Consider the following 26869-nt stretch of genomic DNA (forward strand, 5'->3'; position numbering starts at 1 on the left):
GTGATCCTGGTGCTGATCTTCCGCCGCTCGATCGTCTCCGGGCTGACCTCGGGGGCGGTCAAGGGCTGAGACGAGGAGGTGCGGGCCCGGTCGCGGGGGGGGCGCGCCCCCCCCCCCCCCCCCCCCCCCCGGGGGGGGGGGGGCCCCCCCCCCCCCCCCCCCCCCCCGCCCCTCCTTCGTCGTTCAGGACCGGGCGTCGCTCAGGGGGTCGGCGTGGCCGTCGACCCGGGCAGCTCGCCCGTGCTCGTGTCGCCGGTCGGCTGGCCACCGGCGACCTCGGCCACGAACTGCGCGAACGCGGCGGCGTCGGTGGGCGAGCCCTGGTATTGCTGGCCGTTGACCAGCACGGTCGGCGTCGCGGACACCGCCGCGAGGTCGGAGTTCGGCAGCGGGTCGTTCAGCGCGCGCTCGGTCGCGGACGCGACCCAGTCGGTGAACTCGCCGTCGGTGATGCAGGAGGCGACGGCAGGGTCGTCGGCGCCGGCGCCCTGGACCAGCGTCACCAGCTCGTCGTTCGTCAGGCCGGTCGTGTTCTCGGTCGGCTGCTGCGCGAACAGGGCGGTGTTGACGTCGAGCGCCGTGTCGGGCTGGTAGTTCGCGACGCAGGCGAGGGCGTTCGCCGACCGGGTCGAGTACTTCGACCCGAGGCTCGCGTTGTCGAGGAACCCGAGGGGGTGGATCTCGAGGTCGGCCGCGCCCTGGGTGACCCAGGTCTCGAGCTGCTCGGCGTTCGTGGTGTCGAACTGGCCGCAGTAGGGGCACATGTAGTCGAGGTAGACGACGATGCTCGGCTTCTCGGCCGTGCCGGCCGCGGACGGCGTGGGGGAGCCGTCGGCGGGCGTGGCGTCCGTCGTGACGGCGGAGACGGTCGTGCCGTCGCCCGAGAGCACGATGCCGTCGCTGGCCATGTTCAGGGGGCCGGGGCCGGCGGGCGCGAGCGATCGCGTGATCACCAGTGCCACGACGGCGAGGATCGCGAGCACGCCCACCACGAGGCCGCCCTGCAGGGCCCACTTGTTGCGGCGTCGGCGCTTGGCCTCCGCCTCACGCGTGACGCGCGCCTTCTCGCGGGCGGACTCCCGTCGCTCGCGCTTGGTCTCTCCTGGTCCGGCTGGTGGCGTCATGGTTCCTCGCTCGTCGGTGTCGGTGGCCTCGTCGACCTTCTCGTACCTCCCCATGGGGAGGCTGAGCGGCTCAGCGGAGCAGTGTGGGCAGGAGGAGCGGGAACTGCACGACGATCACCGTGGCGACGACGACGTAGTTCAGCACGGGCAGGATCCAGGAGAACGGCAGGAACGCCGCGGCGGCCCGCTGGAGCCGCCCGTGCGGCACGGTCACGCCGCGCGCGAGGCCCCACACCAGCAGGATCCAGAAGAGCGGGATGGTCACCGACCAGACGAGCATGCACCACGGGCAGAGGGCCCCGATGACGAACACCGTCTGGGTGAACAGCCACGTGACGAACGCCCAGGCCAGGAACACGCCCACCGTGAAGGCGACCCAGAACCACCGGGCGAACCGTGCGCCGGCGAGCAGCCCGACGCCCACGGCGACGGGGGCCGCGAACCCGACGAGGCCGAGGATCGGGTTGGGGAAGCCGAACAGCGAGGCCTGCCAGCTGTTGATGACGGGCGAGCAGCCGACGAACGGGTTGACGTCGCAGCCGAGCGAGGCCGTCGGGTCCTCGAGCAGCCGGAACTTGTCGACGGTCAGCGCGAACGACCCGAGCAGCCCCACGAGCCCGACGATCACCAGGAGGACGGCCGGGACGACGACGGGTCGCCCCGTCGACGGGTGGGTGCGCTGAGGCGCTCTCTGCTCGGTCACGACGACGATCATCTCACCGTCCCGATCGTGGTCCCGGGTGAGGCGTGCGATAATCGAGCCAGTCGCGGGGCGTGAGTCCCGGGATCAAGACTTTCCGGGCCGTGCTGCACCGCGGGGCCGTCGGCAGGTCGGCCTCCACGAGTGGCCGTCCTCGCGGGCGGGCACCGTCAGGTGGCAGCTAGATCCGGGCCAGGGCGCAGTCGCCCACCGCCGGACAGCCAGTTCCGGACAGAGCAACGAAGAACCTGACGTCGACGAACGACATCCGGGGAGACGCCCGCAGAGACGGGCGCCGGCTCCGGCTGACCGAACGCGACGTCGCTGACGATGCGCGCCGTGAGAGGGCGCGGTGGCCGCAGGCAGGTGCACGGCGCCTCCCGGCCACGACACGAGACCACCCGGCGACGGCGATGCCGACGGCGGGTCGAGGAGCACACCAGCAGTGGTGGACAAGAACGACAACGACAGAGACGGCCAGCCGAAGAAGAAGAGGGGCCTGTTCGCCGGGCTCCTGTCGCGCCAGGTGCCCGCACCGGCGACGACCGCGCGCCGCGCGCTCGGCACCGCCCCCCACGACCGGAACGACGACGCCCAGGAGGCTTCCCCCGTGACCACCGAGAAGGAGGTCGGGGCCGAGGCCGCGACCAGCAGCACCAGCATCGACACCGCCCGCCCCGCCCAGCCCGAGGCCGTCGTCGACACCGAGGCCGTCCAGGCCGACATCGCCGCCGTCGCGCCGCCGCGTGCCGAGGCCCCGGCCGACGACGCGGGCGACGTCTCCGCGGCCGAGTCGGGTCCCATCCCGGCCCAGCTCACCACGACGAGCCTGATCTTCCACGCGCCCGAGATCCTCCCCCTGCCGGCCCGGCCGGGGCGTCGTCGCCACGACGACGAGTGGGACGACCGTGACGACGACGACCGCGACCAGCGTGACGACGACCGCGACGACGACGACCTCGACGAGCCGCAGCGCGGCACCTCCCGCCGTCGCCAGCGCGGCCGCTCGCAGGACAGGGAAGAGCGCGACTCCGAGCAGCGCCAGGGCGGCGACCGCGGCGACCGTCGCGAGCGCCCGCAGCGCCAGGTCGAGCTCATCACCGAGCCGCAGCGCATCAAGGGCTCGACCCGTCTCGAGGCCAAGAAGCAGCGCCGCCGCGACGGCCGTGACGCCGGCCGCCGACGCACCGTCATCACCGAGGCCGAGTTCCTGGCCCGCCGCGAGAGCGTCGACCGCAAGATGATCGTCCGCTCGTCGGGCGACCGCATCGAGATCGGCGTCATGGAGGACGGCACCCTCGCCGAGCACTACGTCGCCAAGGCGCAGAACGTCTCGCTGATCGGCAACGTCTACCTCGGTCGCGTCCAGAACGTGCTGCCGAGCATGGAGGCGGCGTTCGTCGACATCGGACGCGGCCGCAACGCCGTGCTGTACTCGGGCGAGGTCGACTGGGACTCGCTGTCGAACGGCAACCAGCCCCGCCGCATCGAGCTCGCGCTCAAGCCCGGCGACCGCGTCCTCGTCCAGGTCACGAAGGACCCGGTGGGCCACAAGGGCGCCCGTCTCACCAGCCAGATCTCGCTGCCCGGCCGCTACCTCGTCTACGTGCCCAACGGCTCGATGAACGGCATCAGCCGCAAGCTCCCCGACACCGAGCGCGCGCGCCTCAAGAAGATCCTGAAGGAGGCGCTGCCCGAGAACGCGGGAGTCATCGTCCGCACCGCGGCCGAGGGCACCACGGAGGAGCAGCTCACCCTCGACATCACGCGCCTCACGAACCAGTGGGCCGACATCAGCAGCAAGGTCGAGGCCGGCAACGCCCCCGCGCAGCTGCACTCGGAGCCCGACCTGCTGATCAAGATCGTGCGTGACGTCTTCAACGAGGACTTCCACGAGCTCGTCATCGACGGCGACGACGCCTACGACACCCTCCAGTCGTACCTGTCGGCCGTCGCGCCCGACCTGCTCGACCGCGTGAAGCGCTACGAGGGCGACCGCGACGCGTTCGACGAGCACCGCCTCAACGAGCAGATCGAGAAGGCGCTCGACCGCAAGGTCTGGCTGCCCTCCGGCGGCTCGCTCGTCATCGACCGCACCGAGGCCATGACGGTCGTCGACGTCAACACGGGCAAGTTCGTCGGCTCCGGGGGCAACCTCGAGGAGACGGTCACGAAGAACAACCTCGAGGCCGCGGAGGAGATCGTCCGCCAGCTGCGCCTCCGCGACATCGGCGGCATCATCGTCGTCGACTTCATCGACATGGTCCTCGAGTCGAACCGCGACCTCGTGCTCCGCCGGCTGGTCGAGTGCCTCAGCCGCGACCGGACCAAGCACCAGGTCGCCGAGGTCACCTCGCTCGGCCTCGTGCAGATGACGCGCAAGAAGCTCGGCCTCGGCCTGGCCGAGTCGTTCGCCGAGGCAGGCAGCGCCGCACGCGTGCAGGAGCAGCAGCCCCGCAAGGGCCAGGAGCAGCGCCGCCGTGGCGGAGCCCAGGCCGGCAAGCAGGGCGGCGCGGCGGGCGCCTCCGGCGGTCAGGGCCGCGGCCAGGGCGGCCAGGCGGGCTCGTCGGCACACCCGACGACCGGCACGCACGCCATCACCGACGACGTGAAGAACGCGCTCTCGCGCATCGCGGCGTCGACCATCGCGCACGCCGAGGACGGCGACCGGCCGGCCGACAGCGACAGCGCCGCCACGGCGGCGGCCGCGGTCGAGGCGGCCATCGACGCCGCCGCGGCCTCGGTGTCGTCCACGCGAGCCGACGAGGCCCAGGACGACTCGTCCGACGAGCCGCGTCGCAGCCGTGGCGGCCGCAAGGGCCGTCGTGGCTCGCGGTCGCGCGACGCCGAGCAGGGCGAGCAGCAGGGCGGCCAGCAGGGCGGACGACAGCGCGACGCGCAGGCCGACGACCAGTCGGCCCGCGAGACGGCCCCGGTCGCCGAGGCGCCGACGTCGGCACCCGTCGTCGAGGCCCCGGCTGCCGACGTCGCCCCCGCGGCGGCGCAGCAGCCGGCCGCAGCCGCCGAGCCCGCGGCCCCGGCGAAGCGCGGCAGCCGCCGTGCGGCGTCGACCGCCACGGTCACCCCCGAGGCGTCCGTCGCGATCCTCGACATCCCGGTGGCCGCGACCCGTCGCGAGCCGCGCAAGATGAGCACGCACGACGCCGAGCAGATCCTCGACAGCGTGCTCGGCGCGCTGCCCGAGCCCAAGCAGCCCGGACAGGGCCGCGGCCGTTCGCGCCGGGCCTCGAGCTCGGGCACGACGACGGCAGCCGCGTCGTCGGACGCGTCCGAGCAGGCCGAGGGCGGACCGTTCATCCTCGGCGTGGGGGTCAGCTCCGACGAACTGTGACTCGTCTAGGGTGACGGAGTGACTTCGACACCGCAGCCCGGCGCGGCGACCGACCGGTCGTCCCGTCGGGCTGCGGTGTTCGTGCGCCGGGCGGCCTCCGAGGTCCGAGGCCTGCGGTCCGACCGGGGCCGGAGCCGCCTCCTCTCCGCCGCGACCGCCCTCGGAGTCGTGCTCGTCGCACGGTTCGCACTGGGCCTCGCGGCGCTCGTCGGCTCGGCGCTCGGCTACTCGGTGACGCCCTGGCCGAGCGACTTCACGGCGACGCCGGTCGGCCAGTTCCTCGGCAGCTTCGTGCTCTACCCGTTCCCGTTCTACCTCGTCGCGTTCGTCGTCCTGCTGCTCGTGCGCCCCGTCGACGCCGGTCTGTCGCTGCCCCGGGCGCTGCGCAACGGTCTCGTCGCCGGTGCCGCGGGCACCGTCGCCCTGGCCCTGGTCGGCATCGTGCCCGGGGTGGCGGCGTCGCTGAGCGGGGGCACCTGGGTCAACCTCGCGCTCTACCTCACGACCATCCCCTTCGCCGCGGGCGTCGTCGACACGGCGCTGCTGCTCGTCGGCGTGGTGCTCGCGTGGCACGCGTCCCGTGCGGCGACGATCCCGGGCGACCCGGTCGACGTCGAGTCCGGCGGCGACGAGATGCCCGCCGCCGACCAGGTCGAGCCCCACCCTGCCCCCGTCGAGGTCCCGACCGTCGAGGAGGCGCCGGCCGGCCCCCGGGGACGCGTCCACGACACGGCACGCGAGCCTGCCCCCGCGACCCGGCCCACGCCTCCTCGGAGCGCCTCCGCCGCCGACGACTGGTCGCGCTTCGCGCCCCCCGCCGCCGACGGGGACGACCGGTGAGCGCCTCCCTCCGCGAACGCGACGTCCTCCGCCGGGCCGCCGCCGACGGGGACGACCGGTGAGCGCGCCCCTCCGCGAACGCGACGCCCTCCGCCGAGCTGCCCACGAGCACGCCCCTGCCCGCCGGTCGAGGCGCGGACCGCTGCTCGCGGTCGGGATCGGCATCGCGGCGGTGCTGCTCGTGGTGCGCGTCGCCAGCCCGGCGCTCGGCTCGCAGCTGCTGCCCGACACGCTCCAGGACTTCGTCACCCTCACCATCAGCGTGATCGTCGAGTCGGTGCCGTTCGTGCTGCTGGGCATCGTCCTGTCGATCATCGTGCAGGTCTGGCTGCCCCAGGCGTTCTTCACCTCGTGGCTGCCTCGACAGCCGCTGCTGCGCCGGGCCGTCATCTCGTTCCTCGGCATGTTCCTGCCGGTCTGCGAGTGCGGCAACGTGCCCCTGGCGCGGGGGCTGGTCCTCAAGGGCTTCACCGTCTCCGAGTCGATGACGTTCCTGCTGGCCGCCCCGATCCTCAACCCGATCACGATCATCACGACGCACCAGGCGTTCGGCTGGAGCGACGGCATCCTCGTCGCCCGGCTGGCGGGCGGGTTCCTCATCGCGAACCTGATCGGCTGGCTCTACAGCCGCCACCCCGACCCCGAGAGCCTGCTCACCCGCTCGTTCGCGGCCGAGTGCGCGCTGCCCCAGGAGCACGGCCACAGCGGCGCCTCGAAGCTGCGCGAGAGCGTCGAGCTGTTCCGTCGTGAGATGTCGACCATGATGCCGGCCCTGTTCATCGGCGCCGCCGTGGCCGGCGGCATCCAGACCGCGGTGCCGCGCTCGGTGCTCGTCACCCTGGGCAGCAACCCCGTCTGGTCGGTGCTCGCGATGATGGTCCTGGCCTTCGTCATCTCGCTCTGCTCCAACGTCGACGCGTTCTTCGTGCTGCCCTTCGCGTCGACCTTCATGCCCGGCGGCATCGCGGCGTTCCTCGTCTTCGGGCCGATCATCGACGTCAAGATGCTGGCCCTGCTCCGCACGACGTACCGACCGCGCACCCTCGCGCAGCTGACCCTCGTGGTGGCGCTGACCAGCGCCGCCATCGGACTGGTGGTGAACTACTTTGCCTGACTCCTCCCCGCGCGACTCCACGCGCGCTCCCGGCGCTGCCCGCACGCCGCTCCGCCTCGACGCCGTCTCGCGCCTCGCCGATCGCTGGCAGGGCGTGCTCCTGACCCTCGTGGTCGGCACCTCGACACTGTGGCTGTCGGCGACGGGCCAGCTCGTGCTCTACATCCACCCGCGCTACGTGGTGTTCACCGTGATCATGATCGCGATCGGCATGGTGCTCTCGCTCGGCGTGCTCGTCCTCGCGCCGTCGTCCCGCGACGCGGGAGCCGAGGACGACGGGCACGGCCACGACGGCCACCACCACGACGCACACGCGGACGAGCTCCGTGCCCCGGCCGAGCGTCCCCGCCGCCGCCGTCGTGGACGTGCCGCCGCCCGCACGGCCGCCGTCGCCGGAGGCGCGCTCGTCACCACCGCCGTCGCCGTGTCGCTCGTCGTCCTCCCGCCCGCGACGCTGACGAGCGCGACGGCCGGCCAGCGCGACGTGAACTCGTCCACCGCCTCCCTCGCCGGCACGAGCGTCGAGGACGCCGCGTCCGCGGACGCCGACGCCTACGCGGCGTTCTCGGTGCTCGACTGGGCGGGGCTGCTGCGGCAGACCAGCGACCTGTCGTTCTTCGAGGGCAAGACCGCCGACGTGGTCGGCTTCGTCGTCCCGGCCGGCGACGATCCCGACGTGTTCTACGTGTCCCGCTTCGTCGTCACCTGCTGCGCCGTCGACGCGCAGCCGGTGGGCGTGCCGGTGCACCTCGTCGACTGGCGCAGCCAGGTGTCGGCCGACGAGTGGCTCGACGTCTCCGGCGGCTTCCAGACGAACCCGAGCCGCACGTCGAGCGACCCGATCGCCCTGGTGCCCGACGAGCTCGAGAAGGTCGGCCAGCCGAGTGACCCCTACCTCTACTGATCTCTGGGCGGCCGACGGCGATCTCGACGAGGCGGACCGGCACGCCCGGCAGCGGCGTCGCTTCGTCGCGCTCGTCGTCGCGCTCGCGCTCGTCTGCACGGTGTTCGGCGTCCTCACGCACCTGCAGGGGCCCAAGCTGACCGACGTCCAGGTCGACACGACGGCCGTCGTCGACCGGTCGGGCCAGCAGCTGCGCCTGTTCGCCAACCAGCCCGTGGCGCACGTCGACCCCGAGCAGGTGACCATCTCGCCCGTCGCCGACTTCCGAGTGCAGACGTCGGGCGACGTCGTCGCGGTCGAGTTCGCGGACCGGCTCCGCTACGGCACCGACTACACCGTCACGGTGCAGGGCGTCTCGAGCGTCTACCAGGCTCGCGACGCGACGCTCCGCACGACCTTCAGCACCGACCCGGCCGTGACCTGGCGCGTCGTCCACGGCGCCGAGGGAACCGACGACGTCCTCGAACGAGCCTCCCTCCTGGGAGGCGGCGACCGGACCGCGGTCTGGTCGGCCCCCCGGATCCAGGCCTTCGAGGCCTTCGACACGGCCGTCGCGGTCGTGACCGACGACGGCGAGCAGTCGACCCTGAGCCTCGTGTCCGACGACGGCGTCGCCGCGGAGACCCTGCCGCTGCCCGACGGGACGGGGCTGATCACGCAGCTGGGCGCGGACGCCGCCACGACCACGCTGGCGTTCTCCTGGCGGCCCCAGGGCTCCGAGCAGGAGCTGCTCTACACGCTGCCCCTCCAGGGCCAGCGCGCCGTCGCCCCCGTCCTGTCCCTCTCCGGCCAGCCCGTGTCGGTGCTCGACTGGGCGGTCGTCCCGGGCCAGGCGAGCCTCGTCGCCCAGGCGGGCGACGAGCAGGTGGCCGTCTACGACCTGACCGGCACCGCGCCTCCTCGTCCCCTCGGCACGTTCGTCGCCCTGCAGGGCGTCTCGCTCGACGGCCGGGGCATCGTGGCGGCCACGGCGCTCCAGGCGTTCCGCGTCGACCTGGCGACGGGGGAGCAGACGCCGATCCCGTTCTCGGCGGTCGACGGCGGCACGCCCTACCGGGGCGACCTCGTCGCCGTCGCCGCGACCGAGTACGTGCAGCAGGTGGCCGTGCCGGCCGACGGCGGGGCCAGCTTCACGAACCTGATCGTGTTCGACGACGAGCAGGAGGCGCGGGTGCTGTTCCGCCCCGCGGGCGAGTCGTCGCAGATCGAGGGGTTCTCGGTCTCGCCGAACGGGCAGTACCTGGCCGTCGAGACCGCCTCGGCGGACGACTCCACCGACTACAGCTACACGATCGACCCGGTGCCGCAGGGGACGACCACGACGGTCGTCGACGTCGAGACCGGGGCCGTCGTCGCGAGCTTCACGGGCCACGCTGCGGCCTGGTGAGCAGGAGGAGCGGCTGAGGTCAGAGCCCCCGCTTGACCCGCTGCGAGACGCGCAGGCCGCTGCGCTCGAGCCGTCGTGCGAGGTCGAGACCGGTGACCGGCTCGGCCCCGGCGGCGACGAGGTCGTGCCAGCGCGACTCCGGCACGTCGTAGTGGTCGTGGTCGAAGCCCCGTCGGGGAATGTCCTGGGCGGCGGCGAAGGCGTGCAGCTCGTCGTACGACGCGTCGCTGACCAGGTGGGCCCAGACGGTGTCGTGGGCGGGCCAGATCGGCTCGTCGATCAGGATGGTCACGCGCCGATGCTAGTCGGGCGGCCGTCGCGTTGACCGCCTCCGACCGGCCCTGTATCATCACAAGTTGGTGCTCACCCGGCCCAGGTGCGCCCGGCTCCGCGGGAGCCCGCGAGGCCACAGGGCCTGTCGGGACACCATCGTCGCCTCCGTCCGCCGACGGCGAGGCACCACCGCACGGCCCGACACCGGTCGCCCGTGCGCGACAGACCCGGGGCAGCGCGCGCCGGCACCAGAGCTAGAAGAGATCGATACATGGCCACATTCGTCGACCACGTGACCCTCCACCTGCGAGCAGGCAACGGGGGCAACGGCTGCGTCTCCGTCAAGCGCGAGAAGTTCAAGCCCCTCGCCGGCCCCGACGGGGGCAACGGCGGCAACGGCGGCGACATCGTGCTCGTCGCCGACGCCGGTGTGACCACGCTGCTCGGGTTCCACCGCGCGCCGCACCGCTCGAGCGACAACGGCGGCCCCGGCATGGGCGACCACCGCAGCGGCACCCAGGGCCAGGAGCTCGAGCTCGCGGTCCCGCTCGGCACGGTCGTCAAGACGGTGGACGGCGACGAGCTGATCGACATGACCGAGCACGGCATGCGCTACGTCATCGCCGAGGCCGGCATCGGCGGGCTCGGCAACGCCGCGCTCTCGTCGACCAAGCGCAAGGCCCCCGGCTTCGCGCTGCTGGGCACGCCCGGCTGGCAGGGCGACGTGCTGCTCGAGCTGAAGGTCGTCGCCGACATCGCGCTCGTGGGCTACCCGTCGGCAGGCAAGTCGAGCCTCGTCGCCGCGCTCTCGGCCGCCAAGCCGAAGATCGCCGACTACCCCTTCACGACCCTGCACCCGAACCTCGGCGTCGTCGAGTCGGGCGAGACCCGCTACACGGTCGCCGACGTGCCCGGCCTGATCGAGGGCGCGAGCGAGGGCAAGGGCCTCGGGCTCGAGTTCCTCCGCCACGTCGAGCGCTGCTCGGCCCTGCTGCACGTGCTCGACTGCGCCACGCTCGAGCCCGGCCGCGACCCGCTGACCGATCTCGAGATCATCCGCCGCGAGCTCGAGGCGTACCCGGTGCCCGAGGGGCAGACGCCCCTGCTCGAGCGCCCCCAGCTGATCGCGCTGAACAAGGTCGACGTCCCCGACGGCCGCGAGCTCGCCGACTTCGTCACGCCCGAGCTCGAGGCCCGCGGCTACCGCGTCTTCGAGATCTCGGCCGTCAGCCACGAGGGCCTCCGCAACCTCTCCTTCGCCCTCGCCGAGGTCGTCGAGCAGAGCCGCGCCGAGATCGCGGCCCGGCCCGCGCCTCCTCGTCTCGTCATGCGCCCCCGCGCTGTCAACGAGAAGCCGTTCGTCATCAAGGTCGAGGGCGGCACGTACGGCAACGTCTACCGCATCCTCGGCCAGAAGCCCGAGCGCTGGGTCGTGCAGACCCAGTTCAACAACGAGGAGGCGGTGGGCTACCTCGCCGACCGGCTCAACGCCATCGGCATCGAGGACGCCCTGTTCAAGGCGGGTGCGCAGGCCGGCTCGACCGTCGTCATCGGTCCCGAGGGCGGCATCGTCTTCGACTGGGAGCCGACGCTGACCTCCACCGCCGAGCTGATGACCTCGGCCCGCGGCACGGACCCGCGCCTGATCAAGAACGACCGCCCGACCCGCAACCAGCGCCGCGAGGACTACTTCGAGCGCATGGACGCCAAGGCCGAGGCCCGGGCCGAGCTGCAGCGCGAGCGAGCTGCCGGTCTCTGGACCGACGACGAGGGCTTCCTCGTCAAGGAGGGCGACGAGCAGGAATGAGCACCGACGGTCCCGTCGAGGCCCTGCCGCACGCCGGCGGCGACCCGGTCGTCGCCGCCCGGGGCGACATCGCCCGTGCCCGGCGCATCGTCGTCAAGGTGGGGTCGTCGTCGATCAGCGGCGCCGCAGCGCACCAGATCGAGCCGCTCGTCGACGCCCTCGCCGGCGCCCACGCCCGCGGCGCCGAGGTGGTGCTCGTCTCGTCCGGCGCCATCGCGACCGGGATGCCGCACCTGCGGCTCGACTCGCGGCCGACCGACCTCGCGACGCAGCAGGCAGCCGCGGCAGTGGGCCAGAACGTGCTCATCTACCGGTACCAGCAGAGCCTCCGTCGGCACGACATCGTCGCTGGGCAGGTGCTGCTCACGGCCGGCGACATGGCCGACCCGACGCCGCGCAGCAACGCGCAGCGGGCGATGGGGCGCCTCCTCGAGCTCGGCATCCTCCCCATCGTCAACGAGAACGACACCGTCGCCACGCAGGAGATCCGCTTCGGCGACAACGACCGCCTCGCCGCCCTCGTCTCCGAGCTGATCGGCGCGGACGTGCTCGTGCTGCTCAGCGACGTCGATGCGCTCTACACCCGCCCGCCGCACGAACCGGGCGCCGTGCGCATCGACGACGTGCCCCACGGCGACGACCTGGCCGGGGTGACCTTCGGCGACGCAGGCGCGGCCGGGGTCGGCACCGGGGGAGCAGGCACGAAGGTGGCCGCCGCGCGCTACGCGGCCGCGGCCGGCACCCCCGTGCTCGTCACCTCGGCGGCGAACGTCGCCGCGGCCCTGTCCGGTGCGTCGGTGGGGACCTTCTTCTCGGCGGCGCCCCGCCGCTGACACGCCCCCGACGCGACGGCGAGCCCGTCGCCGTAGGCTCCTGGGATGTCGTCCGTCGTCGCCCCGTCGTTCACCGAGACCCTGCGCGCCGCGAAGGCGGCGTCCGTCCGTCTCGCGACCCTCACCGCCGCCGAGAAGGACGCCGCGCTGCACGCCGTCGCCGGTGCCCTCGTCGCCGAGGGCCCGCGCATCGTGGCCGCGAACGAGCTCGACCTGGCGCGGGCGCTCGACGAGGGGGGCGGCGACGCCCTGCGCGACCGCCTCCGCCTCGACGCCGCCCGGCTGGAGGCGCTGGCCGACGCCGTGCGGCTCGTCGCCGGCCTAGTCGACCCGGTCGGCGAGAGCATCCGGGGCCGGGTCCTGCCCAACGGCCTGCGGCTCGACCAGGTCCGCGTGCCGTTCGGCGTCGTCGGGGTCATCTACGAGGCCCGCCCGAACGTGACGGTCGACATCGCCGCGCTCGCGCTCAAGAGCGGCAACGCGGCGGTGCTGCGGGGCGGCAGCGCGGCGCGCGAGACGAACCAGGTGCTCGTCGCCGTCGTGCAGGAGGCGCTGGTCGCCTCGGGGCTGCCCGCCGACGCGGTCGTCACGGTCGACGAGCACGGCCGGGCCGGGGCCGCCGAGCTGATGCGGGCTCGCGGGCTCGTCGACGTCCTCGTGCCGCGCGGCAGCGCCGAGCTGATCGAGACCGTCGTGCGTGAGTCGACCGTCCCCGTGATCGAGACCGGGGCGGGCGTGGTGCACGTGTTCCTCGACGCGTCCGCCGACGAGGAGATGGCCGTCGACGTCGTCGTCGACGCCAAGGTCAGCCGGCCGAGCGTCTGCAACGCGCTCGAGACCCTGCTCGTGCACGCGGACGCGGCCGACCGCCTGCTGCCGCCGGTGCTGGGGGCCCTCCGCGCCTCCGGCGTGACGGTGCACGGCGACGAGCGCGTCGTCCGGACGTTCCCCGACGCGGTCCCCGCGACGGACGCCGACTGGGCCGCCGAGTACATGAGCCTCGACCTGGCCGTGCGCGTCGTGGCCGACGTCGACGAGGCCATGGCGCACATCGCGCGCTGGTCGACGCACCACACCGAGTCGATCCTGACGAACGACCACGCGGTCGCCGAGCGGTTCCTGCACGAGGTGGACAGCGCGGTCGTCATGGTCAACGCCTCGACCCGGTTCACCGACGGGGGCGAGTTCGGCTTCGGCGCCGAGGTCGGGATCTCGACGCAGAAGCTGCACGCCCGGGGGCCGATGGGGCTGCCGGAGCTCACCAGCACGAAGTGGGTCGTTCGAGGGCAGGGCCAGGTGCGCGGCCAGGCCCGGCCGCGCGGCTAGACTGTCGGGGATCGCCCCTCGGAACGGAGAACCCATGCTCGACGTCGCCCTCCTGGCCGCAGCCCACGAAGACCTCGCGCCGCTGATCGCGCCCCCCGTCGTCATCGCCGCCACCTTCGGCCTGTTCTTCCTGTTCCTCGGCTTCGTCGTGTGGAGCTACCGCGACGTCGCGAACCGCTCGCCCCGCAAGGCGTCGACGCAGGCGCACCACGCCGGGCCGATCGACGAGTTCGGGCACCCCGAGCAGCACTGACCCGGCGGCACCGCAGAATGGTCGGCACGACGCCTGCGACGAGCACCCCCGGGGCGTTCGTCACCGGTCGTCGACCCCGCGTGGGCATCATGGGCGGCACGTTCGACCCGATCCACCACGGTCACCTCGTCGCCGCGAGCGAGGTCGCGCAGTCGTTCCACCTCGACGAGGTCCTGTTCGTGCCCACGGGCCAGCCCTACATGAAATCGGGCGTCAGCGACAGCGAGCACCGCTACCTGATGACGGTCGTGGCCACCGCCTCCAACCCGATGTTCACCGTGAGCCGGGTCGACATCGACCGTGACGGCCCCACCTACACGATCGACACCCTCCGCGACATCCGGGCCCAGCGACCCGACTCCGAGCTCTTCTTCATCACCGGGGCCGACGCCGTCGCGCAGATCCTCGACTGGAAAGACGTGAGAGAGCTCTGGGACCTCGCGCACTTCGTCGCCGTGACCCGTCCGGGCCACGACCTCAGCGTCGGCGGCCTCCCGGAGAGCGACGTAAGCTTGCTCGAAGTCCCCGCCCTCGCCATCTCGTCGACCGACTGCCGCGCTCGGGTGGGCCGCGGCTTCCCGGTGTGGTACCTGGTCCCCGACGGGGTCGTCCAGTACATCTCCAAGCACCACCTGTATCGGAGCAACGCATGAGCACGTCCGACGAGCAGCCGCTGACCCGGCGCCAGATCCGCGAGCGCGAACGTGCCCGCGAGGCAGGCCGCGCCGTCGCCGAGGGCACCGCAGGAGGCGCACCCGCCTCGGGCTCGACGCCCGCGTCCGCAGCCGCCCCGGTCCCCACGTCGACGCCGGTGCCCGCCACGCCCGTGCCGGCCTCGGCCCCGCAGGCTGCAGGCGCCCCGGCCCCGGCCCCGGCCGCGGCACCGGTCCCCGCCTCGGCCCCCACGCCTCCTCCGGCTTCCGTCGCCGGGCCCGACGGGCTCACCCGACGCCAGATGCGGGCCCAGCGCGCCGAGCAGACGGGGCCGTCGGCGCCCGTCCCGCTCCAGGCCCCCGGCCCCGAGCCGCGTCGCCGCTTGGTCGACGCGCTCAGCACGGTCGACGAGATCGTGGCGCCGCTCGACGAGAGCGCCCCTGCCAGCGCGCGGCAGCCGGTCGGCGACGACTCGTCCGTCGTGCCGAGCGTCGCCGCGGACAGCGACGACGACGGGCGCGCGCCCGGCCCGCGCCGCACGGGGCAGCCGACTGCCTCGCCCACCGGGCCTGCGGTCGCGCCCACCTCTGCGCCCTCCGTCTTCCCCCTCGACCTCAGCGGCTCGCGTCCCGGCTCGGCCTCGACCCCCGACGGCGGCGGGTCGGCCGCCGCCCCCGACGGCACAGGGTCGCCCGCAGCGGCAGCCGTCGCCGAGCCCGCGCCCGCGTCCGTCCCCGAGCCGAGCGGCTTCGTGCCGCCCGTCGGCCACTGGACGACCCAGTCGGACGAGCCCGACGACGACACGGCCCCCGGTCGTGCCCTCGGCACCCACACCGGCCAGACGAACGCGCTCATCCTCACCGACCAGCAGGTCGCGGACGTCACCGGAGCGCTCAACGCGACCGGCGAGATCATCATCACGGGCTCGATCGACCTGCCCCGCAGCCTGGGCGCCACGGGGTCGCAGGCCCGCATCGACAACTCCGACATCGACCGCCTGCTCGAGCAGGGCGACGCCGAGAGCGCCGAGACCGACGCGGCTCCCGTCCGGGCCAGCCGGGCCATCAGCACCCACACGTCGACGCGGTCGGTCGTCCTCGCGGCCTCACAGCCCGCCTCCAGCAAGCTGCCCCTGATCCTCGGGATCGGCGGGGGCGTCCTCGGAGCAGGTATCATCGGTGTCGTCATCGCCGGGTTCGCCACGGGCATCCTCGGCGGTTGACGCCGCCGTCGTCCCGTCCCGGGGCGACCCACCCCGAAGGAATCCGTGACAGCCACCCCTCGTGCCATCGAGCTCCTGCAGATCGCAGCCCGCGCCGCCGACGACAAGCAGGCCGACGACCTCGTCGCGCTCGACGTCTCCGAGCCGCTGGCCCTCACCGACATCTTCCTCCTGGCCTCCGGCCGCAGCGAGCGCAACGTCGTCGCGATCGCCGGCGAGATCGAGGACAAGATGCTCGAGGCCGGCGCCCGCACCCTGCGCCGTGAAGGCCGCGCCGAGGGCCGTTGGATCCTCCTCGACTTCGGCGACGTCGTCGTCCACGTCTTCCACGACGAAGACCGCCAGTACTACTCGCTCGAGCGCCTGTGGAGCGACTGCCCGGCGATCCCGCTCGACGTGGTGACCGCCTCCTCCGCCGAGGCCGCCTCGGCTCCGGCCTCCTCCGAGGCCTAGGCCCGCACCTCGCGTCTCCGGACGTCGATGACGTCCGCGACGTCGGTGGTCCGAGCGACCCTGACGTCATGATCATCGACCGGGTCCGCGTGCCGGAGGCGCTCGTCGCCGACCCGGTCGAGTGGCCGTTCACCGTCCCGGCCGTCGCCGCGCTCGTCGGCTCGGGCGTGTCCCTCGACGCGCCCGTCACCTTCCTCGTCGGCGAGAACGGCAGCGGCAAGTCGACGATCGTCGAGGCCCTCGCCGAGGCGTGGGGTGCCGACGTCCGCGGCGGTCGCTCGCACGGCAGGTGGTCGTCCGAGCTCGAGCCGTCCGAGCTGGGTGCCGTGCTCGAGCTCGGACGCACGCCGACGGGCAGCCGCATGGTCGGCCGCAAGGCGAAGGGATACTTCCTCCGGTCCGAGACGGCGCTGGACATGTTCGCGCGGTACGAGAAGCGCGACCCGGGGTTCCACGACGTGAGCCACGGCGAGAGCTTCCTGCACGCCTTCGATGCCCGGCTCGCCGAGAAGGGGCTGTACCTGCTCGACGAGCCCGAGGCGGCCCTGTCGTTCACGGCCTGCCTCCAGCTGATGGGCACGCTGGCCGACGTCGCCGACGCCGGCGGGCAGGTCGTCTGCGCGACCCACTCGCCCGTGCTCACGGCCCTGCCCGGCTCGTCGGTGCTGCAGCTCGGCGAGCGGGGCATCGAGCGGACGACCTGGGGCGAGCTCGACCTCGTGCAGCACTGGCGGGCGTTCCTCGACGAGCCTGGGCGGTACCTGCGGCATCTCTGAGGCACGACGCAGTGCGATGAGTGCCCCGGCGGCGGGTGTACTTGCGCCACTGGATTCTGTAGTAAGGTTGACGAGTTGCTTCGGCAGCGGAACACGAGCAAGACGGCAACATCATCTGGGTCTGTGGCGCAGCTGGTAGCGCACCTGCATGGCATGCAGGGGGTCAGGGGTTCGAGTCCCCTCAGATCCACCAGAAGAAAGACAACAGTAGAGATGGCCTCACCTCCGGGTGGGGCCATTCTTCGTTCCGCTGCTGAGCCGCCGACTGCTGTGCTGACGGTTCCTGTGTATTCCGCGATTCAGGAACGTGAGGCCTGACTCTGCGTCGTGCAGGACTACGGGTCCTGAGCTGCGCACGATGCAGGAGTCGGCCGGGTCCACCTCCTGGATCATGAGGGGCAAGGCCAGACAGGGCCGAGCAGGCGAGAGCGCAGGAGGCGCGGGTCGGCCCCCGCAGAGAGCCCCGACCGTCTGGACGTGCGCTGTGCATCGGCTCCACGCGGGCGGCGGACGCGGTAGACATCATGCATGAGCAACGAGCAGCACGGCCAGACCCCCGCCCCCGACGACGACGCGACCCGCGCCTCCGGGACGCCGACGGGTGCGGACCGCCCCCGTCCTGCGTACGGCGAGTACGCCCCGACGCCCGCGGGTGGTGCCGCCGCGCCGTCCGAGCAGCAGCCGGTCGCCTCCGGCGCCCCTCAGCAGGGCTCGCCCTACGGTGCCCCGCAGCAGGCCGCGCCCGCGTCGTCGCCCACGACCGGCGCCCCCGGCCCCAAGGGCATCGGCGCCTTCGCCGGCGAGGGCCACCCCCAGACGCTGGCGACCTTCACGCGGTACGAAGACGCGCAGTCCGCCGTCGACCTGCTCAGCGACGAGGGCTTCCCCGTCGAGAGCGTGTCGATCGTCGGCCACGACATCCGCACGGTCGAGAACGTCGCCGGCCGCCTGACCACCGGCAAGGCCGCGGCGCGCGGTGCCGCGGGCGGTGCGTGGTTCGGGCTCCTGCTCGGCCTGCTCTTCAGCATCTTCGCCCCGGGCGTCGCGTTCATCGGCGTCCTGCTCATCGCCCTCGGCGCCGGTGCCCTGTGGGGCGCCCTGTGGGGCGCGGTCGGCCACGCCGCCACGCGTGGTCGTCGCGACTTCGCCTCGGTCAAGACGATGGAGGCGGGCCGCTACGAGGTGCTCGTCCGTGGCGAGCTCTCCGCCCGCGCCCACCAGGTGCTCGCGCAGGGTCGCAAGGTCGGCTAGCAACAGCCTCCGGAAGTGCACCGACGACGAAGGGCCCCGCATCTGCGGGGCACTTCGTCGTGTCAGGGCGTCCCGACGGTCACCGCCTCACGGTGTGACCATCCCGCCGTTCACGTTCAGCGTCTCGCCCGCGACGAAGCTCGACTCGGCGCTGGTGAGGAACACGTAGGCGGGCGCCTGCTCGGCGGGCTGGGCGGCGCGTCCCATCGGCGACTCGCTCGAGCCGAACTCGGGCAGGGTCTCGGGGTCGACGCCCTGCGTCACCTGCAGCACGGACCAGGTCGGCCCGGGAGCGACGACGTTCACGCGGATGCCCTTGCCGACGAGCTGCTGCGCGAGGCCCTTCGAGAAGTTGTTGATCGCGCCCTTGGTGGTCGCGTAGTCGAGGCGGTCGGGCGCCGGCGTGTAGGCCTCGAGCGAGGCCGTGTTGACGATCGTGGAGCCGGGCTGCAGGTGCGGCAGGGCCGCCTTGATGATCCAGAAGGGCGCGTACACGTTGGTCTTGAACGTGCGGTCGAACTGCTCGTCCGTGATCTGGTCGATCGACTCCTGCCAGACCTGGACCCCGGCGACGTTGACGATCGCGTCGAGTCCGCCCATGCCGTCGACGGCCTGCTGCACGAGCTCGCGACAGAAGGAGGCGCTGGTCAGGTCTCCGGGGACGGCCACGGCCTTCTGCCCGGCCGCCTCGACGAGCGACACGACGTGGCGCGCGTCCTCCTCCTCCTCGGGCAGGTACGAGAGGGTGACGTCCGCGCCCTCCCGGGCGAAGGCGATGGCCACGGCCGCGCCGATGCCGGAGTCGGCGCCGGTGATGAGCGCCTTGCGCCCTGTGAGGCGGCCGGTGCCGCGGTAGGTCTCCTCGCCGAGGTCGGGGACGGGCGTCATGCGCGACTGGAGCCCGGGCTCCGGCTGCTGCTGCACCTCCGGGCTGATCACGGGATAGCGGGTGCGGGGGTCGTCGAAGGTGTACTGATCGCGGGTCATGCACCCGTGATACGCCGTCGGGCTGGCCGCCTGCTCAGGCCCGGGGCCTGCCGGGGTACGGACGGACCGCCTCCTTGACCATCGTGTGGTGCACCAATAGTTGGTACACTAACGACATGGCATCGACGAGATCCTCCCGGGCCGGGCGTGAGCCCGGCCACGAGCACGGCAGCTGGTTCGGCGACGCCGTCGAGCGGATGAACGCCCGACTCCGCCCGTACATCGGCGGCGCGCAGCTCGGCATCCGCGACGAGGCGCCGGTCGTGGCCCCGGCGCACGGCGGAGCGTGCCCGCTCTGCGGCCGCCCGATGGACGAGCACGTCGTCGACCGCTCCGGCCCGCGCACGATGCTGCACTGCCCGCGGGACGCGGGCGAATGAGCGGCCCGGCCAGCGCCTCCGTGCCGGTCGACCCGTCGCCGGTCGGCCCGTCGGCCGTCGACCCGTCGCCGGTCGACCCGTCCGCCGTCGATCCGCTCGCGCTCGAGAGCCAGATCTGCTTCGCCCTTTCGGTCGCCTCCCGCAGCGTCGTCTCCGCCTACCGTCCCGTGCTCGAGCCGATGGGGCTGACCCACCCGCAGTACCTCGTGATGCTCGCCCTCTGGGAGCAGCAGCCGCTGGCGCTCCGCGACCTCGCCCGGCTGCTGCGGCTCGATCCCGGCACCCTGTCGCCGCTGGTGAAGCGTCTCGAGGTGCAGGGCCTGGTGACCCGCGGTCGGAGCGCGGACGACGAACGAGCGCTGAGCATCGAGCTGACAGGCGCGGGGATCGCCCTTCGCGAACAGGCCGAGTCGATCCCCGGGCGGATGATGGCCCGGCTCGACGTCACCCGCGACGAGCTGGTGCTGCTGCACCGCACCATGGCGAAGCTGATCGCGGCGGCCGAGGCCTGAGCGGCGAGCTGCACCCCCGAAACCGCAGAACACCCCCGGCACCAGGGGTGCAGTGCCGGATCGGGGGTGCAGCTCGGGTCAGTCGCGGGGCAGGCGCGGCAGCGGGCGCTCGGAGAGCCAGGCCGCGAAGAGCACCTCGAGCTCGCCGGCGTCGTGGCCGCTGACGCGCACGCAGTGCCGCACGAAGTCGTCGGTCGACACGGCGCCGTGCCGGTTCTCGTCGGCCCAGCCGCGCAGCACGGCGGAGAACGCGTCGTCGCCGATCGTCAGCCGCAGGGCCTGCAGCGTCAGGGCGCCGCGCTTGTACACGCGGTCGTCGAACATCGCGTCCGGTCCGGGGTCGCCGACCGTGATGTCGTGCGGCGGCAGGGCGAGCCGCAGGTGCGTGCGGCGGGCGTGGGTCGCGACCGAGGCGCCGCCGGACCACTCCGACCAGAGCCACTCGGCATAGCAGGCGAACCCCTCGTTGAGCCAGATGTGCCGCCAGGAGGCGACGCCGACGCTGTTGCCGAACCACTGGTGGGCGAGCTCGTGCGCGATCAGCCGATCGCTGCCGGAGCGCCCGTCGGCGTGGTTGGCCCCGAAGACGGCGACGCCCTGCGCCTCCAGCGGGATCTCGAGGTCGTCCGCCGTCACCACCACCGTGTAGCCGCCGAAGGGGTACGGGCCGAAGGCGGCCGTGAAGCAGCGCACCATCTCGGGCACGGCGCCGAAGTCGTGGTCGATCCGCGCGCGCAGGTCGGGCGGCCCGACGAGGGCGCCGCGGAGGGGCGCGTCGTCGGTGCCGAGGGCGAGCTCGCGCGACTCGTAGCGGCCGATCTGCACGGTGGCGAGGTAGCTCGGGGTCGGCTCGGGCTGCTCGAAGGTCCAGGTGACCTTGCCGGGACTCGAGCGACGGGACACGAGGTCGCCGTTGCAGACCACGTGGTAGCCGTGCTCCACGTCGATCCGGGTGCGGTAGGTGGCCTTGTCGCCCGGGCGGTCGTTGCACGGGAACCAGGTCGCGGCGCCGTCCGGCTGCGCCGCGACGATGACCCCGTCCGTGAGCTCCTCCCAGCCGACCTCGCCCCACGGGCCGCGCCGTGGGGCCGGCCGGCCCGAGTAGTCGACGACGGTGGTGAACCGGGCGCCCGCCTCCGCGTCCTGGGGCAGCGTCACCGTCAGCTTCGTCGCGCTCTGGCTGAAGCGGGCCTTGTGTCCGTCGACGCGCACGCGCGAGACGCGGAGGCCGACGAGGTCGAAGACCGCACGACGCAGCGGCGCCGTGGCGACGGCCGAGACGGTCGCCCGGCCGTCGAGCCGGTTGGTGGCGACCCGGTACGAGAGCTCGAGGTCGTAGGAGGCGACGGTGAAGTCGTCGGCGCCGCTGCCCGGCGTGTACTGGTCGGGCACAGCGTCGTCAGCGCCGCTGCCGGGCGTGTAGGTCTCGGGCACAGTGCCATCGAACACGCTCTCGTCGGTCGCCGTGCCGTCGGCCGGCCCGCTCACGAGGTGGCCGCGTGGTAGTCGGAGTGGCGGACCTCGCGCCACGGCCCGATCGGGTTGCCGCTCCACCGGCTGCCGACGGGCACGCCCTCGCCGCGCATCACGAGGGAGGCAGGGCCGACGGTGGCGTGGCTGCCGACCACGGCCGCCGGCAGCACGACGCTGTGGGGGCCGAGGGCGGCGCCGGCGTCGAGGGTCACGGCGTCCATGGACATGATCCGGTCGTGGAACAGGTGCGTCTGCACCACGCAGCCCCGGCCGACGGTCGATCCGTCGCCCAGGGTGACCAGGTCGGCCTCGGGCAGCCAGTAGCTGTCCGTCCAGACGCCGCGGCCGATGCGGGCCCCGAGGCTGCGGAGCCACCACACGAGCGCGGGCGTCCCCGTGGCGGCCCGGGCGAACCACGGCGCGGCCAGCATCTCGGTGAAGACGTCGGCCACCTCGCTGCGCCAGACGAACGACGACCAGAGCGGCTGCTCACCGGCCCGCACACGGCCGATCAGGGCCCACTTGGAGGCGGTGGTCACGACGGCGGCGACGAGCCCGGCCGCGATCAGGACGACTCCGCTCGCGAGCCCCGCCAGCAGCGGGCCCCACGCGGCGGCGAGGCCGGCGAGGGCGAAGAGCACCGCGGTGCCGAGCAGCACGGTGACGACGACGGGGACGACGCGGCCGAGCTCCCACGCGGCGCGCGCGACCCGCAGCCGCGTCGGCGGGCGGAACGTGAGCGACTCGTCGGCAGCAGCCACGGTGCGCCGCAGCCGGACGGGCGGCGACCCGAGCCAGGACGAGCCGGGACGCGACTTCGGGGGAGCCGCCGAGAGCACGGCGACGAGGCCGTCGTCGGGCACCCGGTGGCCGGGCCCTGCCATGCCCGAGTTCCCCAGGAACGCGCGGCGCCCGATCTCGGCCCGGGCCACGCGCAGGTGCCCGCCGCCGAGCTCGTACGAGGCGACGAGCGTGTCGTCGGCGAGGAACGCCCCGTCGCGGACGGTCGTCATGACGGGCAGCAGCAGCACCGTCGACGCCTCGACGTCCCGGCCCACGCGGGCCCCCAGGAGGCGCAGCCAGACCGGGGTCGCGAGGCTCGAGTAGATCGGGAACAGGTACGTGCGCGCGAGGTCGAGCAGCCGCTCGGTGCTCCAGACCTGCCAGCCGACCCGGCTGCGCACGGGCCACGTCCCCTCGGAGACGCCCACGCCGAGCAGACGGACCAGCACGACGACCGCCACGGCGGCGACGACGCCGGCCACGAGCGTGCCGGGGACGGCCCAGACGACCGCGCGCCACCATGCCTCGCCGAACGTCGCCGAGCCGCGCACGCCGGCCGCGACCACGACGGCGCCGGCCACGAGCGAGACCCCGGGCAGCAGCGACAGCAGCACCGACGAGGCGCCGTAGGCCCACAGCCACCGGGTCGCGCGAGGAGGACGCTCCGCGGGCCACCAGGCCTTGGCGCGCCCGCTGCGGGCGGCCGGCGAGCCCGACCAGGCCTGCCCGGCCGGCACGCGCCCGAAGACCGCCGAACCGGGCGCGACCGTGGCGTGCTTGCCGATGCGGGTGCCGGGCAGCAGCGTGCTGCGCATGCCCACGGTGCTGCCCGCGCCGATCCGGACGGCTCCGAGGCGGAGCACGTCGCCGTCGAGCCACCAGCCCGAGAGGTCGACCTCGGGCTCGATCGAGGCGCCCCGGCCGACCCGCAGCATGCCCGTGACCGGCGGCAGGGCGTGCAGGTCGACGTCGGGGGCGATCCGTGCGCCGAGCGCCCTCGCGTAGTAGCTCACCCAGGGGGCGCCGGCGAGGCCGACCGCGGCGACCTGCTCCTGCACCTGCTCGGCGGCCCAGAGCCGGAGGTGAACGCTGCCGCCGCGCGGGTGGTCGCCGGCCTGGACGCCCCGCAGCAGGAGGCGCGCGGCGACGACCGAGATCAGCATGCGTCCTGGCGGCGTCACGAACAGGACGAGGCCGGCGGCCAGGAGCCAGGGGGAGGTGCGGGGCAGGAACTCGAAGCCGTCGACCGTCCGCAGCACCGCCGACGCGGTGAGGGCCCAGACGAGCCAGCGGAGCCCGCCGAGCGTCTGCAGGGGGAGCGCGAGCAGGGTCTGCAGCCACTGCGCGCGCAGCGGCGTGGGGGCTGAGCGGCGGTAGTCGTCCCGGCCGGTGCCGGTGCCACCGCCTGTCTCACCTCGCTCCTCGGCGCGGGCGGCGAGGTCGGCCGCCATCGAGCCGAGCCGCGGGTGCGAGTAGACGTCGGCCACGGTGTACTCCGGGTCGCGCGAACGGATCCGGGCGACGAGCTGCGCCGCCGCCAGCGAGCCGCCGCCGAGGTCGAAGAAGTCGGCGGCCGCGTCGACGACGGGCAGCCCGAGCACGGCCTGCCAGTCGGCGGAGAGGACGGCCTCCTCGGCGCGCAGCCCCGTCTCGGCGGTGCCCTGCTCGGGCAGGGGCCAGGGCAGCGCCTCCCGGTCGATCTTGCCCGACGTCTTCGTCGGCAGGTCGCCTTCCACGACGGCCAGGAGCGGGACGAGCGCGGCGGGGAGCTCCGTGCGGAGGCGGGCCAGCGCCTCCGTGCGGTCGAGGGCGGCGCCCGCCACCAGGGCGAGGTAGCCGACGATCACCTGATTGCCGGCATCGGTCGTCCGCACCGACGCCGCCGCGCCGGCGACGTCCGGCAGCGCCTGCAGGGCCGACTCGATCTCGCCCAGCTCGATGCGGCGACCGCCGACCTTGACCTGGTCGTCGGCGCGGCCCTGGAACACGAGGCCCTCGCGCTCGAGGCGCACCAGGTCGCCGCTCCGGTAGGCGCGGGCCCAGCCGAGCCCCTCGTGCGGCGCGTACTTCTCGGCGTCCTTCGCGGGGTCGAGGTAGCGCGCGAGTCCCGCGCCGCCGATGATCAGCTCGCCGACCTCGCCCTCGTCGACCGGCCGGCCCGCCGCGTCCACGACGGCGGCGTCCCAGCCGTCGAGGGGCACGCCGATGCGGACGGGCTCGCCCGGCACGACCAGTGCGCCGGTGGCGACGACGGTGGACTCGGTCGGCCCGTAGGTGTTCCAGACCTCGCGGCCGTCGGCGCAGACCCGGCCGACGAGGTCGGACGGGAACGCCTCGCCGCCGAAGATCAGCAGCCGGACCGACTCGAGCGCCTCGGCCGGCCACAGCGCCGCGAGGGTCGGCACGGTCGAGACGACGGTGATGCCGTGCGTCACGAGCCACGGCCCGAGGTCGGCCCCCGACCGGACCAGGCTGCGCGGCGCGGGCACCAGGCAGGCGCCGCTCCGCCAGGCGAGCCACATCTCCTCGCAGGAGGCGTCGAAGGCGACCGAGAGACCGGCCAGCACCCGGTCGCCCGGCCCGAGCGGCTCCTCCTGCAGGAACAGCCGCGCCTCGGCGTCGACGAAGGCGGACGCTGCCCGGTGGCTGGCGGCGACGCCCTTTGGCGTGCCGGTCGAGCCCGAGGTGAAGATGACCCAGGCGTCGTCCGCGGGCCGGGGAGCGGCGGCGGCGACCGACGGGACGCCCTGCGTCGTCGTGCTGGCGTGCGGGACCCGACCGCTGAACAGGGCGGCGCCCTCGAGGTCGCCCTGCCCGGGCGTCCGGTAGACGCCGCCGGCGCCCACGACGCCCGCCACGTCGGCCTCGCCGAAGACCAGCGCGGCTCGCTCCTCGGGGTCGTCGGCGTCGACCGGCACGTACGCTGCACCGGCCGTGAGCACGGCCAGGATCGCCAGGTGGAGGCGCCGGTCGCCCGACGGCATCCGCACGCCGACCCGGTCGCCCCGGCCCACGCCTGCGTCGACGAGCACGCCGGCCGCCGTCGCGACCTGCGCCGAGAGCTCGCGGTAGCTCAGTGCCCCGCGCTCGTCCTCGAGGGCCGAGGCCTCGGGGTGCGCGAGCGTCGTCGCCCGCAGCACGTCGACGAGGGTGCGCGGCTCGGCCGCGAGCGGCGACCGGAGGAAGGTCGCGGCGGGGAACGGGTCGGGCGTCGGCGTCGAGGGGGTGTCCGGCATCGGTCGGGCTCTCCGGGTGGGCTCGGGGCGAGGGCTGCCCGATCGATCGAGCGAGCTGCTCGGTCGTGGGGGCGGCGCGCGGCGGGCGGCGTGGTCGCTCGGGAACCTAGGCCGCCGCGGTGGCCGGGAGGTGAACGCGGACGCGGGCACGGTCGAGCCCGGGGCCGGCCACGGCGGCCACGAGAGGGCTCGGCAGCGCCAGGTCGGCGACGGTGGGGGCCGGGCCGGGGAGGTCCGACTCCGGGGCAGCGTCGCCCTCGACCTGCTCGCTCCAGACGCCCGGCGCCGTCGGCCGCAGGGTCACCGCGTCGGGGTCGCGGGTCAGGCCCTCGCCCGTCGACTTGAGCAGCGCTTCCGTGCGCACCCAGCGGGCGAGGTCGCCTGACGGGCGGATGCCTGCTGACGCGGCCTCGAGGTCGACGCCCACGTCGAGCCCGCGGCGGAGCGCGATCAACGCGTGCCCCTCCGAGCGGCTCAGCGAGAAGCGCAGCGGGCGGCCGGACGCCAGCGCCGGGCGGCCGTGCGGGCCGCCGCAGCGCGGGCACGCCTCACGGACGAGCTCGACCGCCGACGGGTGCACCTCGAGCGACGCGCCCAGCAGGAGGCGGAGGGCGACGTGCGAGACCAGCCAGCGATGGCGGTCGGTCGCGTCGTGCAGCCGCGCGGCCCTGGCCCGCTCGTCGGCGTCGAGCCACGAGGCCGCATCGCCCGGGGGCCGCGCGAGGCCGAGGGAGGCGACGACGCCGTCGGCCGTGTCGTCGAGCGGCACCAGCCAGGTCGAGACCGGTGCCGACGGCAGCAGGGCGGTGGTGGTCATCGGGTCAGCGGCTCGTCGGGCCAGTGGCTCACGAGCTCAGCGCAGCGGCTGCGGGGCCACAGCCGGGCGTGACCAGCGGACGTCGACCGGCCGGCCGACCACCCGCGACTCGATCTCGCTGCGGAACGACTCGACGAAGTGCGCTGCGGAGCGCTCGTCCGAGACGACGACGTCGAGGCGCAGCGAGCGCAGCTCGTCGGTGACGAGCACGGGGCCGTCGCAGAAGCGCAGCAGGTACTGGTGGGACTTCACGGGGATGCTCTCCCAGTGCCGCCGCAGGCTCGTCTCGAGCTGGCGGACGGAGTCGATGCCGTCGGCCTGCCGCACCTCGGCGCTGATCGCGATCATGCGGGCATCGTGCACCCCGCGAGCGACGAGCACGTGAACGCGAGGTGACGGTCTCCTGCGCGGC

General features: G+C 73.9%; 24 protein-coding genes and 1 tRNA gene. 17 read left to right on the top strand and 8 right to left on the bottom strand.

All coding sequences use genetic code 11. The features are described 5' to 3' along the window. Positions 1-200: 200 nt before the first annotated feature. Together EDF18_RS14775 and EDF18_RS14780 are read right to left on the bottom strand one after the other, a co-directional pair. Positions 201-1178: a thioredoxin domain-containing protein gene (locus EDF18_RS14775; protein WP_123548614.1), complete on the bottom strand. Its 978-nt coding sequence runs from the start codon at positions 1176-1178 to the stop codon at positions 201-203. Positions 1179-1194: 16 nt separating this feature from the next. Continuing rightward, positions 1195-1827, bottom strand: a complete 633-nt coding sequence (locus EDF18_RS14780) for a vitamin K epoxide reductase family protein (protein ID WP_233569194.1) — start codon at positions 1825-1827, stop codon at positions 1195-1197. Positions 1828-2269: 442 nt separating this feature from the next. On the opposite strand from EDF18_RS14780, the gene EDF18_RS14785 reads away from it, so the two are divergent. From EDF18_RS14785 to EDF18_RS14805, 5 genes are read left to right on the top strand one after another with little or no spacing between them, the layout of a single operon-like run. Continuing rightward, complete coding sequence (locus EDF18_RS14785; protein WP_123548616.1) at positions 2270-5176, top strand: Rne/Rng family ribonuclease; 2907 nt, start codon at positions 2270-2272, stop codon at positions 5174-5176. A gap of 18 nt (positions 5177-5194) precedes the next feature. Next, positions 5195-6016 carry a hypothetical protein gene (locus EDF18_RS14790; protein ID WP_148050108.1) on the top strand — a complete coding sequence of 274 codons (822 nt, stop codon included), beginning with the start codon at positions 5195-5197 and terminating at the stop codon, positions 6014-6016. 58 nt (positions 6017-6074) lie between these two features. Next, positions 6075-7130 carry a permease gene (locus EDF18_RS14795; protein ID WP_233569195.1) on the top strand — a complete coding sequence of 352 codons (1056 nt, stop codon included), beginning with the start codon at positions 6075-6077 and terminating at the stop codon, positions 7128-7130. After that, a complete protein-coding gene (locus EDF18_RS14800; RefSeq protein ID WP_233569196.1) occupies positions 7123-8034 on the top strand; it encodes a TIGR03943 family protein in 912 nt (303 codons plus the stop codon). The genes EDF18_RS14795 and EDF18_RS14800 overlap by 8 nt, the downstream gene beginning before the upstream one ends. Beyond that, positions 8015-9421, top strand: a complete 1407-nt coding sequence (locus EDF18_RS14805) for a hypothetical protein (protein ID WP_123548618.1) — start codon at positions 8015-8017, stop codon at positions 9419-9421. Before EDF18_RS14800 ends, EDF18_RS14805 begins: the two co-directional genes overlap by 20 nt. A gap of 19 nt (positions 9422-9440) precedes the next feature. On the opposite strand, the gene EDF18_RS14810 is transcribed toward EDF18_RS14805, so the two are convergent. Continuing rightward, a complete protein-coding gene (locus EDF18_RS14810) occupies positions 9441-9713 on the bottom strand; it encodes a DUF4031 domain-containing protein (protein ID WP_123548619.1) in 273 nt (90 codons plus the stop codon). 252 nt (positions 9714-9965) lie between these two features. Here EDF18_RS14810 and obgE point away from each other — a divergent pair, with 252 nt between their 5' ends. The 10 genes from obgE (at position 9966) to EDF18_RS16680 (ending at position 18269) form a co-directional block, all read left to right on the top strand. Beyond that, the gene (obgE, locus tag EDF18_RS14815; RefSeq protein ID WP_123548620.1) at positions 9966-11501 is read left to right on the top strand and encodes a GTPase ObgE; all 1536 of its coding nucleotides are present in this window, start codon (positions 9966-9968) and stop codon (positions 11499-11501) included. Then, positions 11498-12334, top strand: a complete 837-nt coding sequence (gene proB / locus EDF18_RS14820; RefSeq protein ID WP_123548621.1) for a glutamate 5-kinase — start codon at positions 11498-11500, stop codon at positions 12332-12334. The genes obgE and proB overlap by 4 nt, the downstream gene beginning before the upstream one ends. Positions 12335-12379: 45 nt before the next feature. Further along, the gene (locus EDF18_RS14825) at positions 12380-13660 is read left to right on the top strand and encodes a glutamate-5-semialdehyde dehydrogenase (protein ID WP_123548622.1); all 1281 of its coding nucleotides are present in this window, start codon (positions 12380-12382) and stop codon (positions 13658-13660) included. 34 nt (positions 13661-13694) lie between these two features. Next, positions 13695-13913, top strand: coding sequence for a hypothetical protein (locus EDF18_RS14830; RefSeq protein WP_123548623.1), 219 nt, complete (start codon positions 13695-13697; stop codon positions 13911-13913). 17 nt (positions 13914-13930) lie between these two features. After that, on the top strand, positions 13931-14566 hold the full coding sequence (gene nadD / locus EDF18_RS14835) for a nicotinate-nucleotide adenylyltransferase (protein ID WP_123548624.1): 636 nt from the start codon (positions 13931-13933) through the stop codon (positions 14564-14566). Further along, positions 14563-15789 (top strand): hypothetical protein, encoded by a 1227-nt coding sequence (locus EDF18_RS14840; RefSeq protein ID WP_123548625.1) that lies wholly within the window; start codon positions 14563-14565, stop codon positions 15787-15789. The genes nadD and EDF18_RS14840 overlap by 4 nt, the downstream gene beginning before the upstream one ends. Before the next feature lie 45 nt (positions 15790-15834). Beyond that, on the top strand, positions 15835-16242 hold the full coding sequence (gene rsfS / locus EDF18_RS14845) for a ribosome silencing factor (protein WP_123548626.1): 408 nt from the start codon (positions 15835-15837) through the stop codon (positions 16240-16242). Positions 16243-16310: 68 nt separating this feature from the next. Beyond that, positions 16311-17018: an AAA family ATPase gene (locus EDF18_RS14850; protein WP_123548627.1), complete on the top strand. Its 708-nt coding sequence runs from the start codon at positions 16311-16313 to the stop codon at positions 17016-17018. A 117-nt stretch (positions 17019-17135) separates the two neighbouring features. Continuing rightward, positions 17136-17211: transfer RNA gene (locus EDF18_RS14855), tRNA-Ala, on the top strand. A gap of 335 nt (positions 17212-17546) precedes the next feature. After that, positions 17547-18269 carry a general stress protein gene (locus tag EDF18_RS16680; protein WP_233569197.1) on the top strand — a complete coding sequence of 241 codons (723 nt, stop codon included), beginning with the start codon at positions 17547-17549 and terminating at the stop codon, positions 18267-18269. An 87-nt stretch (positions 18270-18356) separates the two neighbouring features. Here the strand turns inward: EDF18_RS16680 and EDF18_RS14865 are convergent, their stop codons facing one another. Next, positions 18357-19256, bottom strand: coding sequence for an SDR family oxidoreductase (locus EDF18_RS14865; RefSeq protein ID WP_123548628.1), 900 nt, complete (start codon positions 19254-19256; stop codon positions 18357-18359). A 116-nt stretch (positions 19257-19372) separates the two neighbouring features. Between EDF18_RS14865 and EDF18_RS14870 the strand changes: the two genes are divergently transcribed. After that, entirely contained in the window at positions 19373-19636 is a 264-nt protein-coding gene (locus EDF18_RS14870) for a hypothetical protein (protein ID WP_123548629.1), read from the top strand. Beyond that, positions 19633-20148, top strand: coding sequence for a MarR family winged helix-turn-helix transcriptional regulator (locus tag EDF18_RS14875; protein ID WP_123548630.1), 516 nt, complete (start codon positions 19633-19635; stop codon positions 20146-20148). The genes EDF18_RS14870 and EDF18_RS14875 overlap by 4 nt, the downstream gene beginning before the upstream one ends. Before the next feature lie 78 nt (positions 20149-20226). Here EDF18_RS14875 and EDF18_RS14880 read toward each other — a convergent pair whose 3' ends face one another. From EDF18_RS14880 to EDF18_RS14895, 4 genes are all read right to left on the bottom strand, one after another. After that, complete coding sequence (locus tag EDF18_RS14880; RefSeq protein ID WP_233569198.1) at positions 20227-21597, bottom strand: M1 family metallopeptidase; 1371 nt, start codon at positions 21595-21597, stop codon at positions 20227-20229. Between the two features lie 35 nt (positions 21598-21632). Further along, the gene (locus EDF18_RS14885) at positions 21633-25640 is read right to left on the bottom strand and encodes a Pls/PosA family non-ribosomal peptide synthetase (protein ID WP_123548631.1); all 4008 of its coding nucleotides are present in this window, start codon (positions 25638-25640) and stop codon (positions 21633-21635) included. Positions 25641-25746: 106 nt separating this feature from the next. Next, positions 25747-26457: a 4'-phosphopantetheinyl transferase superfamily protein gene (locus EDF18_RS14890; RefSeq protein WP_123548632.1), complete on the bottom strand. Its 711-nt coding sequence runs from the start codon at positions 26455-26457 to the stop codon at positions 25747-25749. Positions 26458-26493: 36 nt separating this feature from the next. Next, positions 26494-26805, bottom strand: coding sequence for a hypothetical protein (locus EDF18_RS14895; RefSeq protein ID WP_133738628.1), 312 nt, complete (start codon positions 26803-26805; stop codon positions 26494-26496). Positions 26806-26869: the final 64 nt, after the last annotated feature.

It is taken from the genome of Frigoribacterium sp. PhB107, from assembly GCF_003751515.1.
Lineage (GTDB): Bacteria > Actinomycetota > Actinomycetes > Actinomycetales > Microbacteriaceae > Frigoribacterium.

Bases quoted from the DNA above. Each gene is read 5' to 3' on its own strand.
- EDF18_RS14775 (WP_123548614.1), bottom strand. From the start codon at position 1,178: ATGGGGAGGTACGAGAAGGTCGACGAGGCCACCGACACCGACGAGCGA.
- obgE (WP_123548620.1), top strand. From the start codon at position 9,966: ATGGCCACATTCGTCGACCACGTGACCCTCCACCTGCGAGCAGGCAAC.
- proB (WP_123548621.1), top strand. From the start codon at position 11,498: ATGAGCACCGACGGTCCCGTCGAGGCCCTGCCGCACGCCGGCGGCGAC.
- EDF18_RS14825 (WP_123548622.1), top strand. From the start codon at position 12,380: ATGTCGTCCGTCGTCGCCCCGTCGTTCACCGAGACCCTGCGCGCCGCG.
- EDF18_RS14830 (WP_123548623.1), top strand. From the start codon at position 13,695: ATGCTCGACGTCGCCCTCCTGGCCGCAGCCCACGAAGACCTCGCGCCG.
- nadD (WP_123548624.1), top strand. From the start codon at position 13,931: ATGGTCGGCACGACGCCTGCGACGAGCACCCCCGGGGCGTTCGTCACC.
- EDF18_RS14840 (WP_123548625.1), top strand. From the start codon at position 14,563: ATGAGCACGTCCGACGAGCAGCCGCTGACCCGGCGCCAGATCCGCGAG.
- EDF18_RS14850 (WP_123548627.1), top strand. From the start codon at position 16,311: ATGATCATCGACCGGGTCCGCGTGCCGGAGGCGCTCGTCGCCGACCCG.
- EDF18_RS16680 (WP_233569197.1), top strand. From the start codon at position 17,547: ATGAGCAACGAGCAGCACGGCCAGACCCCCGCCCCCGACGACGACGCG.
- EDF18_RS14865 (WP_123548628.1), bottom strand. From the start codon at position 19,256: ATGACCCGCGATCAGTACACCTTCGACGACCCCCGCACCCGCTATCCC.
- EDF18_RS14870 (WP_123548629.1), top strand. From the start codon at position 19,373: ATGGCATCGACGAGATCCTCCCGGGCCGGGCGTGAGCCCGGCCACGAG.
- EDF18_RS14875 (WP_123548630.1), top strand. From the start codon at position 19,633: ATGAGCGGCCCGGCCAGCGCCTCCGTGCCGGTCGACCCGTCGCCGGTC.
- EDF18_RS14885 (WP_123548631.1), bottom strand. From the start codon at position 25,640: ATGCCGGACACCCCCTCGACGCCGACGCCCGACCCGTTCCCCGCCGCG.
- EDF18_RS14890 (WP_123548632.1), bottom strand. From the start codon at position 26,457: ATGACCACCACCGCCCTGCTGCCGTCGGCACCGGTCTCGACCTGGCTG.
- EDF18_RS14895 (WP_133738628.1), bottom strand. From the start codon at position 26,805: ATGATCGCGATCAGCGCCGAGGTGCGGCAGGCCGACGGCATCGACTCC.